9 protein-coding genes and 1 pseudogene are annotated in these 16,742 nt (G+C 74.9%); 2 read left to right on the top strand and 8 right to left on the bottom strand.

The features are described from left to right. Window positions 1–478: 478 nt before the first annotated feature. The gene (locus AC3CHW_RS33125) at window positions 479–2,989 is read right to left on the bottom strand and encodes an excinuclease ABC subunit UvrA (protein WP_488468945.1); all 2,511 of its coding nucleotides are present in this window, start codon (window positions 2,987–2,989) and stop codon (window positions 479–481) included. 288 nt (window positions 2,990–3,277) lie between these two features. On the opposite strand from AC3CHW_RS33125, the gene AC3CHW_RS33120 reads away from it, so the two are divergent. Next, complete coding sequence (locus AC3CHW_RS33120; RefSeq protein WP_488468944.1) at window positions 3,278–4,951, top strand: NAD(P)/FAD-dependent oxidoreductase; 1,674 nt, start codon at window positions 3,278–3,280, stop codon at window positions 4,949–4,951. Between the two features lie 528 nt (window positions 4,952–5,479). Next, window positions 5,480–6,367 carry an aminoglycoside phosphotransferase family protein gene (locus tag AC3CHW_RS33115; RefSeq protein ID WP_488471257.1) on the top strand — a complete coding sequence of 296 codons (888 nt, stop codon included), beginning with the start codon at window positions 5,480–5,482 and terminating at the stop codon, window positions 6,365–6,367. Between the two features lie 199 nt (window positions 6,368–6,566). Here the strand turns inward: AC3CHW_RS33115 and AC3CHW_RS33110 are convergent, their stop codons facing one another. The 7 genes and pseudogenes from AC3CHW_RS33110 to AC3CHW_RS33080 form a co-directional block, all read right to left on the bottom strand. Further along, on the bottom strand, window positions 6,567–8,516 hold the full coding sequence (locus AC3CHW_RS33110) for an ABC transporter ATP-binding protein (RefSeq protein ID WP_488468943.1): 1,950 nt from the start codon (window positions 8,514–8,516) through the stop codon (window positions 6,567–6,569). A 127-nt stretch (window positions 8,517–8,643) separates the two neighbouring features. Further along, window positions 8,644–10,299 carry an ABC transporter ATP-binding protein gene (locus AC3CHW_RS33105; protein ID WP_488468942.1) on the bottom strand — a complete coding sequence of 552 codons (1,656 nt, stop codon included), beginning with the start codon at window positions 10,297–10,299 and terminating at the stop codon, window positions 8,644–8,646. Continuing rightward, window positions 10,296–11,192: an ABC transporter permease subunit gene (locus tag AC3CHW_RS33100; protein ID WP_488471256.1), complete on the bottom strand. Its 897-nt coding sequence runs from the start codon at window positions 11,190–11,192 to the stop codon at window positions 10,296–10,298. Before AC3CHW_RS33100 ends, AC3CHW_RS33105 begins: the two co-directional genes overlap by 4 nt. A 128-nt stretch (window positions 11,193–11,320) precedes the next feature. Next, window positions 11,321–12,274 (bottom strand): ABC transporter permease, encoded by a 954-nt coding sequence (locus tag AC3CHW_RS33095; protein WP_488468941.1) that lies wholly within the window; start codon window positions 12,272–12,274, stop codon window positions 11,321–11,323. Beyond that, complete coding sequence (locus AC3CHW_RS33090) at window positions 12,271–13,857, bottom strand: ABC transporter substrate-binding protein (protein WP_488468940.1); 1,587 nt, start codon at window positions 13,855–13,857, stop codon at window positions 12,271–12,273. Before AC3CHW_RS33090 ends, AC3CHW_RS33095 begins: the two co-directional genes overlap by 4 nt. A 95-nt stretch (window positions 13,858–13,952) precedes the next feature. Then, on the bottom strand, window positions 13,953–14,906 hold the full coding sequence (locus AC3CHW_RS33085; protein WP_488468939.1) for a class I SAM-dependent DNA methyltransferase: 954 nt from the start codon (window positions 14,904–14,906) through the stop codon (window positions 13,953–13,955). 227 nt (window positions 14,907–15,133) lie between these two features. Beyond that, window positions 15,134–16,390, bottom strand: a pseudogene (locus AC3CHW_RS33080) (MFS transporter); the annotation flags it as partial. Window positions 16,391–16,742 lie beyond the last annotated feature (352 nt).

The following is a 16,742-nucleotide window of genomic DNA, read 5'->3' as shown; positions in this document are numbered from 1 at the left end:
GAGTGCGGGGCGGGCTCAGCCCAGGCGCCGCCGGCGGACCAGCACCGTCAGGGCCGTGCCCGCGGCGATGGCGAGCACTGCTGCGCCCAGCACCCAGGGGTCGCCGAGCGCGCCGGTGAGCGCGAGTTGCCCGTCGTCGCTCTCGGCGCCCCCGCCTCCGCCGCTCCCGCCGGCCGAGGACGAGCCGCCGGCCCCGGCGGGCGCGGTGGGATCGGCGGTCCCGACGGGAGCGCCGGTCGGACCGGTCGGGCCGGTGACCGACGCGCTCGGCTCGACGGTCGGGGCGGTCGGGGCGGTCGGCCCCGTGGTCGGCGCGGTCTCCGTCGGGCTCGGCTCACCCGGCCCGGTCGGGTCGGTCGGGTCGGTCGGGTCGGTCGGCTCCGTGAGCGCTGGCCCATCGGGCGCTGACGGGCCGCCAGCGCCGTACGGTGGAGGTGCCGGCCGTACCGGTGGGGGGCGCCGGGGGCCCGGCGCGGGGTCAGCTCCGCAGCGCCGTGGCCAGGTAGGGGGCCGTCACGCTGGTCTGGGAGGCGGCGACGGTGGCCGGCGGGCCGGCGGCCACGACGTGTCCGCCGCGGTCGCCGCCGCCGGGTCCGAGGTCGACGACCCAGTCGGCGCCGGCCGCGACGGCCATGTCGTGCTCCACCACGAAGACGGAGTTGCCGGCGTCCACCAGGCCGTGCAACTGCCGCAGCAGCAACGCGGTGTCGGCCGGGTGCAGGCCGGTGGTGGGCTCGTCGAGCAGGTAGACCGTGTGACCCCGGTGCGCGCGTTGCAGTTCCGTGGCCAGCTTGATGCGCTGGGCCTCGCCGCCGGACAGCTCCGTCGCGGGCTGGCCGAGCCGCAGGTAGCCGAGGCCGACCTCGCGCAGCGCGCGCAGCCCGCGTACGGCGGCGGGCACGTCCGCGAGGAAGTCGGCCGCGGCGTCCACCGCCAGCTCCAGGACGTCGGCGATGCTCGCCCCGCGATAGGTGATCTCCAGGGTCTCGGGGTTGTAGCGGGCCCCGTGGCAGTCGGCGCAGGGGGCGTACGTGCCGGGCAGGAAGAGCAGTTCCACGGCGACGAACCCCTCGCCCTGGCAGGTCTCGCAGCGCCCGCCGGCGACGTTGAAGGAGAACCGGCCCGCGCGGTAGCCACGGGCGCGGGCCTCGTCGGTGGCGGCGTACACCTTGCGCACGGCGTCGAACAGGCCCGTGTAGGTGGCCAGGTTGGAGCGCGGCGTACGGCCGATGGGGCGCTGGTCCACGCGGACCAGGCGGTCGACGGCCGCGAGGCCCTCGACCGCCGCGGGCCGGGCCCAGGCCGCCGCGTCCGCGTCCCGCGCGTCGTCGGCATCGGCGCCCGGCTCGTCGGCGGCGGGGTCGGCCGCGTCGCCCGCGCCGCCCAGGTGGTCGGTCAGCACCTCCGCGAGCACCTGGGTGATCAGGGTGGACTTGCCGGAGCCCGAGACCCCGGTCACGGCGGTGAACACGCCGAGCGGCAGTTCCACGTCGAGGTCGCGCAGGTTGTGTCGGCGTACCCCACGCAGGGTCAGCCACCGCGCGGGCTGGCGCGGGGCGCGGGGAGCGGGCCGTGTCGCGGTGGGGAAGACGTAGTCGCGGGTGACGGACTCGGGCACGTCCGCCAGGCCCGCGACCGGGCCGCTGTAGAGCACGCGACCGCCGTGCTCGCCGGCCCGTGGGCCGACGTCGACCACCCAGTCGGCGCGGCGCACCACGTCCAGGTGGTGCTCGACCACGAACAGCGAGTTCCCGGCCTCCTTCAACCGGTCGAGCACGGTGAGCAGGGCGGCGCTGTCGGCCGGGTGCAGGCCGGCGGACGGCTCGTCCAGTACGTAAACGACGCCGAACAGGCCCGAGCGCAACTGGGTGGCCAGGCGCAGCCGTTGTAGCTCGCCGGCGGAGAGGGTGGGGGTCGGGCGGTCCGTGCTGAGGTAGCCGAGGCCCAGCTCGGTGAGGACCTCGATGCGGGCCACCAGGTCGCGGGCGAGGGTCGCGGCGACCTCGGCGGCGATGCCGGCACCGTCACCGGGCCCGGGCCCGGCGGCCGTACCGGCCTCGGTGGCCGGTCGCAGGATCTGGGCCAACCGGTCGAGCGGGAGGCTGGCCAGTTCGCCGATGTCGTGGCCCGCGAAGGTGACGGCCAGCGCCTCGGGCCGCAGCCGGCGCCCGTCGCACGCCGGGCATTCGGCGCTGACCAGGAACTGGCGCACCCGGCGGCGCAGGGTCTCGCTCTTGGAGTCGGCGAAGGTGTGCAGCACGTAGCGCTTGGCGCTCATGTAGGTGCCCTGGTAGGGGCGTTGGATGCGGCCGGCGTCGCGCACCGGGTGGACGGTCACCACCGGCTGCTCGTCGGTGAACAGGATCCACTCCCGGTCCTCGGCCAGCAGCTCGCGCCACGGTCGGTCGACGTCGTGGCCGAGCGCGGCCAGGATGTCGCGGAGGTTCTTGCCCTGCCAGGCCCCGGGCCAGGCGGCGATGGCGCCCTCGCGGATGCTCAGGTCCGGGTCCGGTACCAGCGACTCCTCGGTGACGCGGTGCACCCGGCCGAGGCCGTGGCACTCGGGGCAGGCGCCGGCGGCCGTGTTGGGCGAGAACGCGTCGGAGTCCAGCCGCTCGACGCCCTCCGGATAGCTGCCGGCGCGGGAGAAGAGCATGCGCAGCGAGTTCGACAGGGTGGTGACGGTGCCGACGGACGAGCGGGTGGTGGGCGCGGAGCGGCGCTGCTCCAGCGCGACCGCGGGCGGCAGCCCGCTGATCTCCTCCACTTTGGGCGCGCCGACCTGGTGGATCAGGCGTCGGGCGTACGGGGCGACGGACTCGAAGTAGCGGCGTTGGGCCTCGGCGTAGACGGTCGCGAAGGCCAGCGACGACTTGCCGGAGCCGGACACGCCGGTGAAGACGACCAGCGCGTCGCGCGGAATGTCCACGTCAACGCCGCGGAGGTTGTGCTCGCGGGCGCCGCGCACCCGCACAAACGAGTCAGTCATCCCTCCATGATCAGCCCCGCCCCGCCCGCCGCCACGCCGGGCCACCCCACCCGGTGCGCCGGGCGCGAGCGGGGCCGCAGCTCGCCCGGCCAACGGGCGAGGCACCGCTCACGGATCGAGCCGGGCGACGACCGTGCGGTCCGTCGTGACCACGGCGGCGAGGAAGGCCGGCCCGGGCCTCGGTCACTCACACGGCTCGGGTCGGCTCGCCGCGTCGCGGACCGCGGCCGAGCATCGGTGGTGGGAAGGCACACACCGTGGAAGACATGACAAAGGGAACGTGGCGGCATGGCGAGGGACCCCTTCACGACCACCGATGAGCGCGACGTCATCGTGTTGGCGCTGTCCGACCCACCGCGGGGCGAGAAACTGGCCGCGCAACTGGGCGAGTACTTCAACCACCGCTATCGCGTCGTGCGGACCTCGACCGCGCGGGAGACCCGCGAGACGCTGGGCGAACTCGCCGACGCCTCGCGCAGAACGGTCGTCCTGTTCGCCGAGGAATCACTTCCCGAGGGCCCCTCGGGGCTGGAGCTGCTGCGTGACGAGAGCCTGGCAGGGGTCGCACAGGGGCGTCTGCTGCTGGCCGACGAGCCTGAGCGGGCACTGCGTGACCTTGCCGACGAGGAAGGGGCGGCGGAAGTCGTCGTAGCTCCCCGGTCTCCGTCCACCTCACCGCAGGAGCCTTCGGACGACCCGTTCTGGGAGCAAGCGGAGAAGGTTCTCTACCTCGCGGCCCCGTCAGGCGAGACAAAGGCCGATGTGTACGGGGACCCCAAGACGGATGTCGTCTTCCGCGCGAAGCGGTTCCTCCGCCTGAATCACGTCGCTGTCTATCCCAAGGGCGGCACCGCGTACGAGGTGGTTCCCACGAAGAAAGGCGTACAAGGCACAAAGCTGGTGAAGCCAACGCTGAGCGATCTGGCACAGGCGCTGCTCGACTACACGGCTCACGACCCTGACACCACGTATGACCTCGCGGTCGTCGGTGGGGGCCCGGCGGCGATGTGCGCGGCCGTCAACGCCCACGCGTTGTACCGCATGTCAACAGTGATCGTGGAGAACTTCGCCCCCGGCGGCACGGCCGCCACCGCGAACAACACGATCGAGAACTACCTCGGCTTCCCCGACGGTATCCGGCCGGACAAGCTTTCCCAGGAGTGGTTGAAGCACACGGAGAAGTACAAGGTCGCGTGGCTGCACACCCACACCGCCACCAAGCTGGCCAAGCCCGCCGGCGGCGGCGAGCCGTACACCCTGACAGCAGAGAAGTCGGACAAGGCCAGAACTTCGGCCACGGTGAAGGCGAAGACGGTACTCATCGCCTGCGGCATGCAGACACCCAGGCAAGGCGGAGAGAACGAGGCGAAGTTCCGGTACAAGGGCGTTTACTACGACGCACTCCCCGCGGACGGCCCCGACTACAAGGGAAAGACCGTGGCCGTCATCGGAGGAGGCGACACCGCCGGGCGCGCGGTCGACATCTTCGCCACCTGCGGCGCGACGAAGATCTACCTGATCCTCCGCGGCACCTTCGCGAACGCCCCCATGCTCAAGGACATCAAGAAGCTGGTGGAAGAACACAAGGCCGCGAACAAGGTCGACATGCGGGAGAACACCGAAGTCGTGAAGTACGAGGGGGGAACCTATCTCGAGAAGCTGACGCTCACATCGAGCAGCACCCCGATCAACGTCGACGCCGCCTTCGTACTCATCGGCGGCAAACCCAACACCGGGTGGCTGAAGAACAAGGAACTCGGCCTCTACCTTGACGCTGGCGGTTACGTGCAGACCACGACCATCACCCTCGGCAAGGAACAGGCCCCCCTGGCGACCAACCTCCCCGGCGTCTTCGCCGCGGGCGACGTGCGCGGCGGCGCCACCCGCCGGATCGCCGCCGCGGTAGGCGACGGGGGAACAGCCGCCCTGTCGATCTACCACTACCGCAAGCACAACCCCTGACAGCCCGCTCCGCTGCCCGCCTACCGATCACCGCGGCATGGACGCCATGGGGGAGAGCCCTCGCAGGCGCGAGCACACACTCGGCTGACGCGGCGAAACCCACGTCACCGGGGAGTGGCCGTACGCGGCAGAAACAGTCGTGTGCCGGGCCGGGTGGGGTGGGCAGCGGGCAGGGCGGCGAGCAGTGCGTGCGCGCGTCGAAAGCCGACGCGGTCGCCGCCGAAAACTCCCGCGAACTCCTCCCCCGGGCCGGCTTACCCTGCTCCCATGTCGCCCGCGTCGATACCGCCCCCCTTACCCTCCGCTTCCCTCGGCCCCACCGTGCCGGTCACCGGCCCGGCCGTGCCGCCGGTCACGGCGCCGGCCGCCGGACCCACCTGCCCCCTCGCCCCCGCCGGCACGGCCCCCGCGCCCCCGTCCCCGTACCCGTCTGCGGCTTCGGGCCCCGTCGCCCGGTCGCGGGGCGGCCGTGCCGCCGACGCCGCGGGGTCCGCGCTGGTGCCGGCCGACCTGCCGGTCGTCACCGAGATGTCCAGGACCGCGTCCGGGCGGGCCTGGCTCGCGGAGCTGCCGGCGCTCATCGCGGAGTTCCGGGACCGCTGGTCGCTGCGGCTCGGCCCGCCGATCCACGGCGGAAGCTGCTCGTGGGTGGCGCCGGCCGCGCTGCCCGACGGCGGCTCGGCCGTGCTCAAGCTGACCTGGCCGCACCGCGAGGCGGCCGGCGAGGCGGCGGGGCTGCGCACCTGGGGCGGCAACGGCGCGGTACACCTGCTGGCCGCCGACGAGCGGCGGCACGCGCTGCTGGTGGAACGCTGCGTGCCGGGCACCGAGCTGGGCGAGGACGGCCGCCACTCCCCCGACGCTCGGCTCGCCGCCGCGGCGGAGCTGCTGAACGGGCTGTGGTCCGCACCGCCGCCCGCGACCGGGCTGGAACGGCTCGCGGCGGTCACCCGGGAGTGGGCCACGTTGGTGGAGCAGCGCATGGCGCGGCTGCGGCCCGACTACGACCCGGGTCTCGTGGCCATCGGCGTGGACCTGCTGCGGACGCTGCCACGGTCCGCGACCCGCGAGGTCGTGGTGCACGGCGACTTCAACCCCGGCAACGTGCTGGCCAGCGAGCGCCGGCCCTGGCTGGCGATCGACCCGAAGCCCATGGTCGGTGACCCCGGCTACGACCCGTGGCCGCTGCTCACCCAGTTGGACGAGCCGTTCGAGCACGACGACCCGGCCTCGGTGCTGGCCCATCGGTACACCCTGGTCGCGGACGCGGTGGGTGAGGACCCGCGGCGGCTGCTGGCCTGGTCGGTGGCGCGGACGGTGGAGAGCGCCCTGTGGTTCGCGGCGATGGGCGAGGTCGCCGACGGCGCGGAGGAGATGGCGCAGGCCGCGGCGCTGGCCGAACTGGCGGGCCTGTGACGGGAGAGCTCGTGACGGGAGGACTCATGGCGGGACGGTTCCTGGCGGTACGGCCCTCACGCGGGCGGGCGGCCGGGAGCGTTCGGCCGTGAACGCGGCGGCGCCCTCCGCGTCACGGTGACGGGGAGGGCGCCGGCTTCGTGGGGCCGACCGCGTGGGCCGCGGGACCGTGGCCCGCGCGGCGGGCGGGGCCGGGCGCTCACGGAGCCGCCGTGGCCAGCGGCTCGGCCGCGTCGGGGCCCGCCGGCGTGGTCGGCCCGCCGGCGGCCACGGCCTCGGCTTCGGTGTCGGTGTCGGCGAACTGGGTGCGGTAGAGCTGCTCGTACCGGCCGTGCTGGGCCAGCAGTTCGGCGTGGGTGCCCCGCTCGACGACCCGGCCCTCCTCGATGACGAGGATCAGGTCGGCGGCGCGCACCGTGGACAGCCGGTGGGCGATGACCACGGCGGTCCGGCCCTCCAGCGCCTCGGCCAGGGCCTCCTGCACGGCCGCCTCCGACGTGGAGTCCAGGTGCGCGGTGGCCTCGTCGAGGATGACCACCTGCGGCCTGGCCAACAGCAGCCGGGCGATGGTCAGGCGTTGCCGCTCGCCACCGGAGAGCCGGTAACCGCGCTCGCCGACGATGGTGTCGAGCCCGTCGGGCAGCGCCGCGATCAGCCCGTCGAGCCGGGCCCGGCGCAGCACCTCCCACACCTGTGCGTCGGTGGCGTCGGGGCGGGCGAGGAGCAGGTTGGCGCGGATGGACTCGTGGAAGAGGTGTCCGTCCTGGGTGACCATGCCGATGGTCTCGCGGACGGACGCGGCGGTCAGGTCCCGTACGTCCACGCCGTCGACGCGCACCGCGCCGGCGTCCGCGTCGTACAGCCGGGGCAGGAGTTGGGCGATGGTGGACTTGCCCGCGCCGGAGGAGCCGACCAGGGCGACCATCTGGCCGGGCTCGGCGCGGAAGGAGACCTGGTGCAGCACCTGCTCGCCGCCGCGGGTGTCGAGCGTGGCGACCTCTTCGAGCGAGGCGAGGGAGACCTTGTCGGCGGAGGGGTAGCCGAAGTCGACGGCGTCGAACTCGACGGAGACCGGGCCCGGGGAGACCGTGCGGGCGTCCGGCTTCTCGGTGATCAGCGGCTCCAGGTCGAGCACCTCGAAGACCCGCTCGAAGCTGACCATGGCGCTCATGATCTCCACCCGGGCGCTGGCCAGCGCGGTCAGCGGGGCGTACAGGCGGGTCAGCAGCAGGGCGAGGGCGACGACGGCGCCGGCGTCCAGGCTGCCGCGCAGCGCGTAGTAGCCGCCGAGCCCGTAGACCAGGGCGAGGGCCAGGGCCGAGACCATGGTCAGGGCGGTCATGAACACCGTCTGGACCATCGCGCTGCGCACCCCGATGTCCCGCACCCGGCTGGCCCGCGCGGCGAACTCCGCCGACTCGTCGTCCGGGCGTCCGAACAGCTTGACCAGGGTGGCGCCGGGCGCCGAGAACCGCTCGGTCATCTGGGTGCTCATCGCGGCGTTGTGGGTCGCGGCCTCGCGCTGGAGCCGGGCCAGTCGGGCGCCCATCCGGCGGGCCGGCAGCACGAAGATCGGCAGCAGGACCAGCGCCAGCAGGGTGATCTGCCAGGAGAGGCTGAGCATCACGGCGAGCGTCAGCAGCAGCGTGACGACGTTGCTCACCACGCCCGAGAGGGTGTCGCTGAAGGCGCGTTGGGCGCCGATCACGTCGTTGTTGAGCCGGCTGACGAGCGCGCCGGTGCGGGTGCGGGTGAAGAAGGCGACGGGCAGCCGCTGTACGTGGTCGTAGACGGCCCGGCGCAGGTCGAGGATGAGGCCCTCGCCGATGCGGGCCGAGAACCACCGCTGGGTGAGGCCGAGGCCGGCTTCGGCCACCGCGATGCCGGCGATCAGCGCGGCGAGGCCGACGACCTTGCGTACCGCGTCGCCGTCCACGATGGCGTTGACCACCCAGCCGGCGACGACCGGCGTGGCGACCGCGAGCGCGGCGGTGACGACGCTCAGCACCAGGAACTTGACGATCTGCGGGCGGTGTGGCCTGGCGAAACGCGCGATGCGGCGCAGGGCGGCCCTGGAGAAGGGGCGCTTGTCGTTTTTGGCGTTCATCGCGTGGTGGAGCGATGTCCAGGCGGTGACTTCCATGTCCATGGGGCTTGGCTCTCCTCGATGGGTGGCGCACCGCCTGACCGGCGGTTCGAGATGAACGTACGACTTCAACAATTGTTTAAGTCAACACCTCGAACCACCGGACCGCTTCCCGTGTGCCCGCCCACCCTCACGGCGGCACGGGCTGGTCCGCGGCGACAGTGCCCCCGGGCTCGGCCCCGGCGCCGGGCGCCTGCGGCTCGCTGGCTCTCACGAGCGAGGCCGTGAAGGGGTGGCGGGGCGCCGTGAGGACCTGGCGGGCCGTGCCCTGCTCGACGATCTCGCCCGCGTCGAGCACGGCCACGCGGTGAGCGAGCGCGGCCGTCTCCAGGTCGTGCGTGATCAGGATCAGCGCCAGGTCACCGCGGTCGCGCAGCAGCGTGGTGAGGAGGCGCAGGATGCCGTGCCGGGTGACGGCGTCGAGCCCCGAGGTGACCTCGTCGCACAGCAGCACCCGTGGCCGGGCGAGCAGGGCCCGGGCCAGCGCCGCGCGCTGCAACTCCCCGCCGGAGAGTTGTTCCGGCCGCCGCGCGGCCAACTCCTCGCTCAGGCCGGTGGCGGCGAGCGTCGCCGTGGCCTGCTCGCGCGCCGCGCCGGGCGTGGCGCCGCGCAGCCGTACGGCGGTGCGCGCCACCTGGTCGAGTACGGGCCGGTACGCGTCGAAGGCGGCCCGGGCGTCCTGGAACACGTACTGCACGGCGGCCAGTTCGGCCCGGGAGCGGTCCCGCAGACTACGCGGCAGCGCCGCGCCGTCCAACAGCACCCGACCCGTGACGTCGCGGTGGAGTCCGGCCACGCAGCGGGCCAGCGTGGTCTTGCCGCTGCCGGACCGGCCGACCAGGGCCAGGGACTCGCCCGGGGCCACCGCGAGGTCGGCGCCGCGCACGACGGCGACACCGCCCCGGCGTCCGCCGGCGCGGTGCCGTGCGGTGAGGTCCCGTACGACCAGGCCCTCGGCAGCGGGCGGGGTCGCGCGGTGCGGCCCCGCGTCGTCCGTGCCCGCGCGGGCGGTGGGTGGCGCGGCGCGCGGGGTGTCGTGGGCGGGGGTCGGTGGCGGGGCCAGGAGCTGCCGGGTCCACGGATGTCGGGGCTCGGTCAGGAGGCGGTCGGCGGGGCCCTCTTCGACGATCCGGCCGGCGCGCAACACCAGGATGTCGTCGGCCAGTGCGCGCACCACCTCCAGGTCGTGGCTGAGCAGGACGAGCGCGATGCCGCGCCGGGCCACGGCCGCGAGTTCGGCCACCACGCGGCGCTTGGTCAGCGCGTCCTGCCCGGTGGTGGGCTCGTCGGCGACGATGACGCGTGCGCCGAGCAGGAGCGCCTGGGCCAGTACGACGCGCTGTTGCTGCCCGCCCGAGAGCTGGTGCGGGTAGCGCCCGACGGTCTCCGGGCCGTCGGCGACGTGGGCCGCGGCCAGCGCGCCGAGCACCCGCTCGCGGGCGGCGGCCCGCCGCCGCCCGCGCGGCAGGTCGCGCACCTGTCGGCGGGCGATGTCGGTGAGCAGCGCGCCCACGCGCCGGGCCGGGTTGAGCACGGCCGCCGGGTGCTGGGGGACGTAGCCGGCGAGCCCGTCGGCGACCCGGACCTCGCCGCTGACGACGGCTCCCGTCGGATAGCTGCCGAGCAGGGCCAGCCCGGTGGTGGTCTTGCCGCTGCCGGAGGCGCCGACCAGCGCGGTCACCCGGCCGGGCCGGGCGCGCAGGCTCACGCCGTCCACCAGGGCCCGGCCCGCCACCTCGATCCGCAGGTCCCTCACTTCGGCAACGGCCGGCACGTCGGCGTTCACCGGCGCTTCTCCTCTCCTTCGGCGGGGCGCGTGGAGCGCTGAGCGGACACGGGACGGGCCTCGTCCGGGGCGCCGGTGCGCGGGCGAATCAGGCGGACCAGGCGGCGCCGGGTCGGTGGGCGGGTGCGGGCCCGGCGGTCGGCGCGGGGCGCGAGGGCGGCGTCGAAGAGCAGGTTGGTGCCCATCGACAGGCCGACGATCAGCAGCGCGGGCACCACCACGGCCCACGGCTGGAGGAAGAGGCCGGTGCGGTTGCGGTCGACCATCACGGCCCAGTCGGCGGCGTCGGGGGCGACGCCCACACCCAGGAACGCGGCGGTGGCCACCAGGTAGAGCACGCCCGTCAGGCGCACGCCCGCGTCGGCGACCAGGGTGCGCCGGGTGGCGCGGCCGACGTAACCCACCGCGATCCGCCACCAGCTCTCGCCCTGCATCCGCAGCGCCTCCACGGCCGGGCGGGAGGCCGCCTCCGCCGCCGACGCGCGGACCATGCGGGCCGCGTCCGGGATGTTGACCAGCGCCACCAGCAGCACCAGGCCCAGCGTGCCCGGGCTGTAGACGGCGGCGACGAGGAGCACGAGGAGCAGCGACGGCACGGCGAGCAGCACGTCCAGCGGGCGCATCAGCACCTCCTCCAGCCAGCCACGGCGGGTCAGGGCCGCAGTGAGGCCGATCGGCAGGGCGACGACGTAGGACAGGAGCGTCGCCGACAGCGCGACGAGCACCACCGAGTGGCCGCCGAGCAGCACCTGTCGCCACACGTCGCGGCCGACGAAGTCGGTGCCGAGCCAGTGCCCGTCGCCGGCGGTGAAGGACACGCCCCGCTCCCCCGCATCGCCCGCGAACAGCGGCCCGAACAGGGCGAGCAGCAGCGGCGGGGCGAGGATGAGCAGGCCGAGCGCGAACCTGCCGGGCGAGGGCCGGCGCCGACGCGGCGCGCCGGGCGTCGGCTCCGGTGGGGTGCTGGCATGCGCGGTGGTGGGGGCGGCCGGGGCGCCCGGGGTGCGGGGATCGGTCGGGTTCACGCGGCCACCCCCGTACGCGGGGCGAAGCGGTGCGCGACCAGGTCGGCGGCGAGGTTGAGCACCACCGCGAGCAGACCGAAGATCACCGCGAGGCCCTGCACCACCGGCACGTCGCGGGCGGCGACCGCGTCGATGAGCACCGTGCCGAGCCCGGGGATGATGAACAGCGCCTCCACGACGATGACGCCGCACAGCAACCAGTCGACGGTACGGGCCAGTTGCTGGGTCGCGGGCGCCACGGCGTTCGGCAGCGCGTGGGCGTAGCACACGCGGGCCCCGCTGACCCCGTAGCGGCGGGCCTGCGCGGCGTACGGGGCGGCCAGCGCGTCGATCATGCCGGCGCGGACCAGCCGGCTGATGGAGCACACCGGTCGCGACAGCAACACGAGGACCGGCAGCACCAGGACGGCGGGGTGGGCCAGCAGGTCGGTGCCGTAGCCAACCGCGGTCGGTGGCAGCCAGTCCAGGCGCAGCGCGAAGACGGTGACCAGGAGCACGCCGAACGCGAACTCAGGCACCGCGTACACGCCCAGCGTCACCGAGCTGATGAGCCGGTCGAGGGCGCCGCCCTCGCGGCGGGCGGCGAGCACGCCGAGCCCGACCGAGATCGGGACCAGCAGCGCCACCGTGAGCGCCGCGAGCAGCAGCGTGGGCCCGAAGCCGGCGGAGAGGTAGTCGGCGACGGGCCGGCCGGACGCCAGCGAGGTGCCGAAGTCGCCGTGGAGCAGCCCGCCGGTCCAGTCCGCCAGCCGCTCGAGGGCGGGCCGGTCGAGGTCCATCGCCGCGCGGATCTGCTCGATGCGCCGCGGGTCCGGGTCGTCGCCGGCCAGCGCGACGGCGGCGTCGCCCGGCAGCGCCTCGGTGAGCGCGAAGACCAGCAGCACCACGGCCACGGTCTGCGCGAGACCGAGCAGCAGCCGTCGGGCGAGCCAGGAGCGGAGCGAGTTCATCGCAGCCACACCTTGTCGAAGCGGGCCCAGTCCAGCGTGTTGGCGGGCGCGCCGGAGCGCACGCCGGCCACCTTCTTGGCGGTGCCGACGATCCAGTCAGCGAAGCCCCACACCAGGAAGCCGCCCTCGGCGTGCAGGCGGCGCTGCATGCGCTCGTAGACGCCGGCGCGGGCCCGCGGGTCCTTGGTGGACTGGGCCTGCTGGTACTGGGCGTCGAAGTCGCGGTGGCGCCAGTGCGTGGCGTTGGTGGAGGAGTCGGTGAGCAGCCGTTGCGAGATGTGCGACTCGATGGGCATGGCGCCCGAGCGGTAGCAGCACAGGGTGCCGGAGTTCAGGACGTCGCTCCAGTAGGTGTCCTTGCTGCCGGACCTGACCTTGACGGTGACGCCGGCCTTGGCCGCCTGGTCGCGGAAGATGCCGGCGGCCTCGGTGAATCCGGCGGCCACCTCGGAGGTGTCCAGGGTGACCCGCAGGTCCTCGGCGCCGGCCTGCCTGAGCAGGTGCCGGGCCCGGTCCAGGTCCTGTGCGCGCTGCGGCAGGTCGGCCGCGTAGTACTGGTACCCCTTGCCGAACAGGTCGTTGCCGATCTCGCCGGCCCCCGACAGCGCGCCGTCCACCAGTTCCTGGCGGTCGGCGATGAGGAAGAACGCCTGGCGCACCCGCGGGTCGTCGAACGGCGCGCGGTCGGTCTTCATCGCGAACGCCTGCATGGCGCTGTTGCGCAGCCGCACGATCGTGATCTGGCCCCGGTTCTCGTGGGCGCGCGCGGTGGCGGGGTTGAGCTCGTGCGCGTACTCGATCTGCCCGCCGAGCAGCGCGTTGATCCGCGCGGACTCCTCGTTGGCGATGACGAACTCCAGCTCGTCCAGGTAGGGGGCGCCGTCCCAGTAGTCGTCGTAGCGGCGCACCGTGCACGAGCGGCCGGGGGCGAAGGAGACGAAGCGGAAGGGGCCGGAGCCGACCGGCCGGTCGAACCGCTCGGTGTCGCGGGGTATGACGTACGCGCCGAACGCGGCCAGCACGTTGGGGAACTCGGCGGTGGGGCGCTTGAGGCGGAACTCGACGGTGCGCGCGTCCAGGGCGCGGCTCGCCTTCAGGTCGATGGGCTCCAGGGACGCCTTGGCCCGGTAGGTCTTCTGCGGGTCGGCGATGCGGCGGTAGCTGTAGAGCACGTCTTCGGCGGTGACCGGCTTGCCGTCGTGGAAGGTGGCCTCGCGCAGGGTGACCTTCCAGCGGTCGAGCCGGGGGCTCGGCTCCCAGGAGGCGGCGAGGCGGGGCTTGGCCGACATGTCGGCCCCGCAGTCGGCGAGCTTGTCGTACAGGGCCTTGGCGCGGGCGGCGTCGGCGAACAGGTTGCTCAGGTGCGGATCGAGTGTCTCGGCCGCGCCGCCACCGGCGAACGCCGCGCGCAGCCGGCCGCCGCGCCGGGGCTTGCCGTCCCCGCCGGCGGCTCCGGCGTCCTCGGCCCCGCCGCCACAGCCGGTCAGGGCGAGGGCGCCGAGGCCGGCCGCGGCGCCGGCGGCGAGGAACCCGCGCCTCCGCAGGGCGGGGAAGGCGCGGTCGGGGTGAGCGGATGCGGTCACGGGAGACTCCTTGTGCGGGGAACGGGTGCGGAACGTGGGGGGCGGCTGGCGGTGCGGTGGCATGGGCCGCGCCGGGGACGGGGCGGGGGCGGGTGTCAGTCGGCCGTGCGCTCGGCGACCAGGTGCAGCCGGTCGCCGTCGGCCGTGCCGCGCGGCGGCGCGTCCTCGTGCCACGCGGGCTCGGTGCGCGGCCCCGGGCCGTCGTGCAGTTCCCGTACGCGGAAGCCGTGCGCGGCCAGCAGGTGGCGCAGCTCCTGCGGGAACAGCAGCCGCCAGGCGGAGTGCTGGGTGATGGGCGGCGAACCGTCGTCCGCGGTCCACACCCGGCGCCGGCGCAGCAGTTGGGCGGCGCGGTCGAGCCAGAGCGTGGTGAGCGCGGTGTAGCTGACGCCCTGCCAGGTCAGGGTCGAGTGCGTCGGGGCGTCCAGGAGTTCGGTGTTGCCCAGGAAGAACGCCCCGTTGCGCAGCTCGGCCACGAGCAGCCCGCCGGGGGCGAGCGCGCGCCGGCAGGAGGCGAGCAGTCCGTCGAGTTCCTCGCCGGTGTGGCAGTACAGCAGGGCGCTGTCCAGGCAGGTGATCGCGTCGAAGGCGCCCGGGCCGAAGTCGAAGCCGCGCAGGTCGGCGGTGACGTAGGTGGGCCCGGGGTAGTGCCGCCTGGCGTGCGTCAGCATCGCCTGGGACAGGTCGGCCCCCACGACGCGGCGGCCCGCCGCGTGCAGGTGGGCCGCGTCCCGGCCGGTGCCACACCCGAGGTCGAGGACGCGCGGCCCGGCGCCGTACGCCCGCAGGGTCGCCTCCACCCAGCGGGCCGCGAGACCGTGCGGGTCGGGGAAGCGCGCCTCGTACAGCTCGGGGTTGTCGGTGAGCAGGTTGCCGCTGTCCGACGCGGGCGCGGGCGGGGCGGGGTTGAGGGACGCTGGGTTGCCGGCCGCCGGAGCGGCGGTGGGCGGCCGGGGCGCCGGTGGCTGTGGCGTGGGCGGCGGGGCGGTGGGCAGGGGGGTGGCCGGCTGGTGGCCGGCGGCTGGGTGCGTCGGGGTGGGGTCGGTCATCGGGCTGCTCCCGTCGGGTCGTCGCTGGGGCCGGCGGCGCGTCGCCTCGCGGCGGCGCCCGCGGGGTGGGCGCGGGTGGCGGATCGCCGGGCCGGGGTGGGCGCGTTGGCCCGGTCGGCGTGGGGCGCGGCCTGGCCGGCCGGCCGCTTCGGGGACGCGGTGGGGTGCGGGGCGGCGGGGCGCTCGGCGCGGGTGGCGTCGGGTGGCTCGGCGGCGGGGGCGGCGGGCGCGGTGGGCGCGGCGGGCGCGCCGGCCGGGGTGGGCAGGGCGCGCAGCCGGTGCAGCCAGGCCACGCCGCTGGCCGACGCCAGGCCGAAGCCGAGGCAGCACACCCAGGGCAGCCAGTGGGCGCCGCCCCGCTCGCCGGCGTCCATCGCCCAGCCGACGGCCGTGTTGCCCAGGGCCGCCGCGATGCCGGAGACGACGTAGAAGACACCGAAGTAGGTGCCGGTCAGGTGGGACCGGCCGAACTGCGGTATCAGCTCCATCACGAACGGCTGCGCGATCATGGCACCGAGGTAGAGCAGCAGCGCCCCGGCGAGCACCGGCAGCAGGGCCAGGCCCGCCGCCAGCGCGCCGTCGGGCGCGCCGCGCCCGGCCACCACGAGCGGCGGCACGAACCCCAGGCTCATCACGGCCAGCCCGCAGGCGATCCAGCGGGGTCGCGCGCCCCGCTGCCCGAGCCGTCCGGTGATGCGCATCTGCAGGGCCAGGTTGGCCACCGTGCCGACGAGGAAGACCAACCCCGCGGCGCCCTCCCAGCCGCTGGCACGCCGCGCGCTGTCGGGCAGCAGCAGGTAGAGCTGGTTCTCCATGGCGAACATGCCGACCATGGCGAGCGAGAAGGCGAGGAAGGAGCGGTGCGAGACGACCTCGCGCCAGTCGCCGAGCACGCTGGTGCGGGCCGGCGGCACCGGGCGGGCGGGGAGGACCACGGCCTGGGCGGCGGTGAGCAGCGCGAAGATGGCGGCGGCGGTGAGCGCCGAGGCCCGGAAGTCGACCAGCAGCAGGGCGCTGCCGAGCAGCGGCCCGACCAGCGCGCCGGTGGTGGCGAAGACGTTGAACAGCGCGAACGCCTCGGCCTTCCGCTCCCCCGCCTCCTGGGCCAGGTAGGCGCGTACGGCCGGGTTGAACAGCGCGCCCGCCAGCCCGCTCAGCACGGAGGCGGCCAGCAGCACCGGCAGCCCGTCGCCGAGCGCGAAGAGCGCGAACCCCAGCGTGCGCAGCCCACAACCGGCGATGATCACGCCACGGGCGCCGAGCCGGTCGGCGGCCGACCCGCCGATGATGAACAGCCCCTGCTGGCTGAGGTTGCGCACGCCCAGCACGATGCCGACCACCGCGGCGGACATCCCGAGGTCCTCGCTGAGGTGCGTGGCGAGGTAGGGGATGAGCAGGTAGAAGCCGGTGTTCACGCCGAGCTGGTTGACCAGCAGCAGGCGGATGGCCAACGGGAAGCCGCGCATCGCGCGCCAGGTCTTCACGGCATGCTCTCTTCCTTGGTGGGGGTGGGTTCACGGGACGCGCGGGTTGTTGGGCTCGCGGGCACGGGGCGGGTGGGCCGGGTCGGGTCGGGTCGGGTCGAACGCCGGCGTCGCGGCCGACCGGACGGGGTCGCCGGCCGCGCGGCGGTGGGGTGCGACGCACCGCTCGTGCGCCGCCTCGCGTGCCGCCACCACGTGGCCGAACCCGCTCCGGCCGGGGCGGGTTCACGTGCCGGACGCCGCGGGCCCGGCACGGCCGGGCGGCGTGCGGCGCGGGTGAACGGGGCCCGGGCCGGCCGCCGACCCCGCGCCGTACCGCCGAGCAGGCCACCGCGCCGCGCGCCGCCGCTGC

The organism is Streptomyces sp. MGP-BFMKR1, from assembly GCF_057766585.1.
This window is presented reverse-complemented; position numbering and strand designations above follow the sequence as displayed.

Bases quoted from the DNA above. Each gene is read 5' to 3' on its own strand.
- AC3CHW_RS33125 (WP_488468945.1), bottom strand. From the start codon at position 2,989: ATGACTGACTCGTTTGTGCGGGTGCGCGGCGCCCGCGAGCACAACCTC.
- AC3CHW_RS33120 (WP_488468944.1), top strand. From the start codon at position 3,278: ATGGCGAGGGACCCCTTCACGACCACCGATGAGCGCGACGTCATCGTG.
- AC3CHW_RS33115 (WP_488471257.1), top strand. From the start codon at position 5,480: ATGTCCAGGACCGCGTCCGGGCGGGCCTGGCTCGCGGAGCTGCCGGCG.
- AC3CHW_RS33110 (WP_488468943.1), bottom strand. From the start codon at position 8,516: ATGGACATGGAAGTCACCGCCTGGACATCGCTCCACCACGCGATGAAC.
- AC3CHW_RS33095 (WP_488468941.1), bottom strand. From the start codon at position 12,274: ATGAACTCGCTCCGCTCCTGGCTCGCCCGACGGCTGCTGCTCGGTCTC.
- AC3CHW_RS33085 (WP_488468939.1), bottom strand. From the start codon at position 14,906: ATGACCGACCCCACCCCGACGCACCCAGCCGCCGGCCACCAGCCGGCC.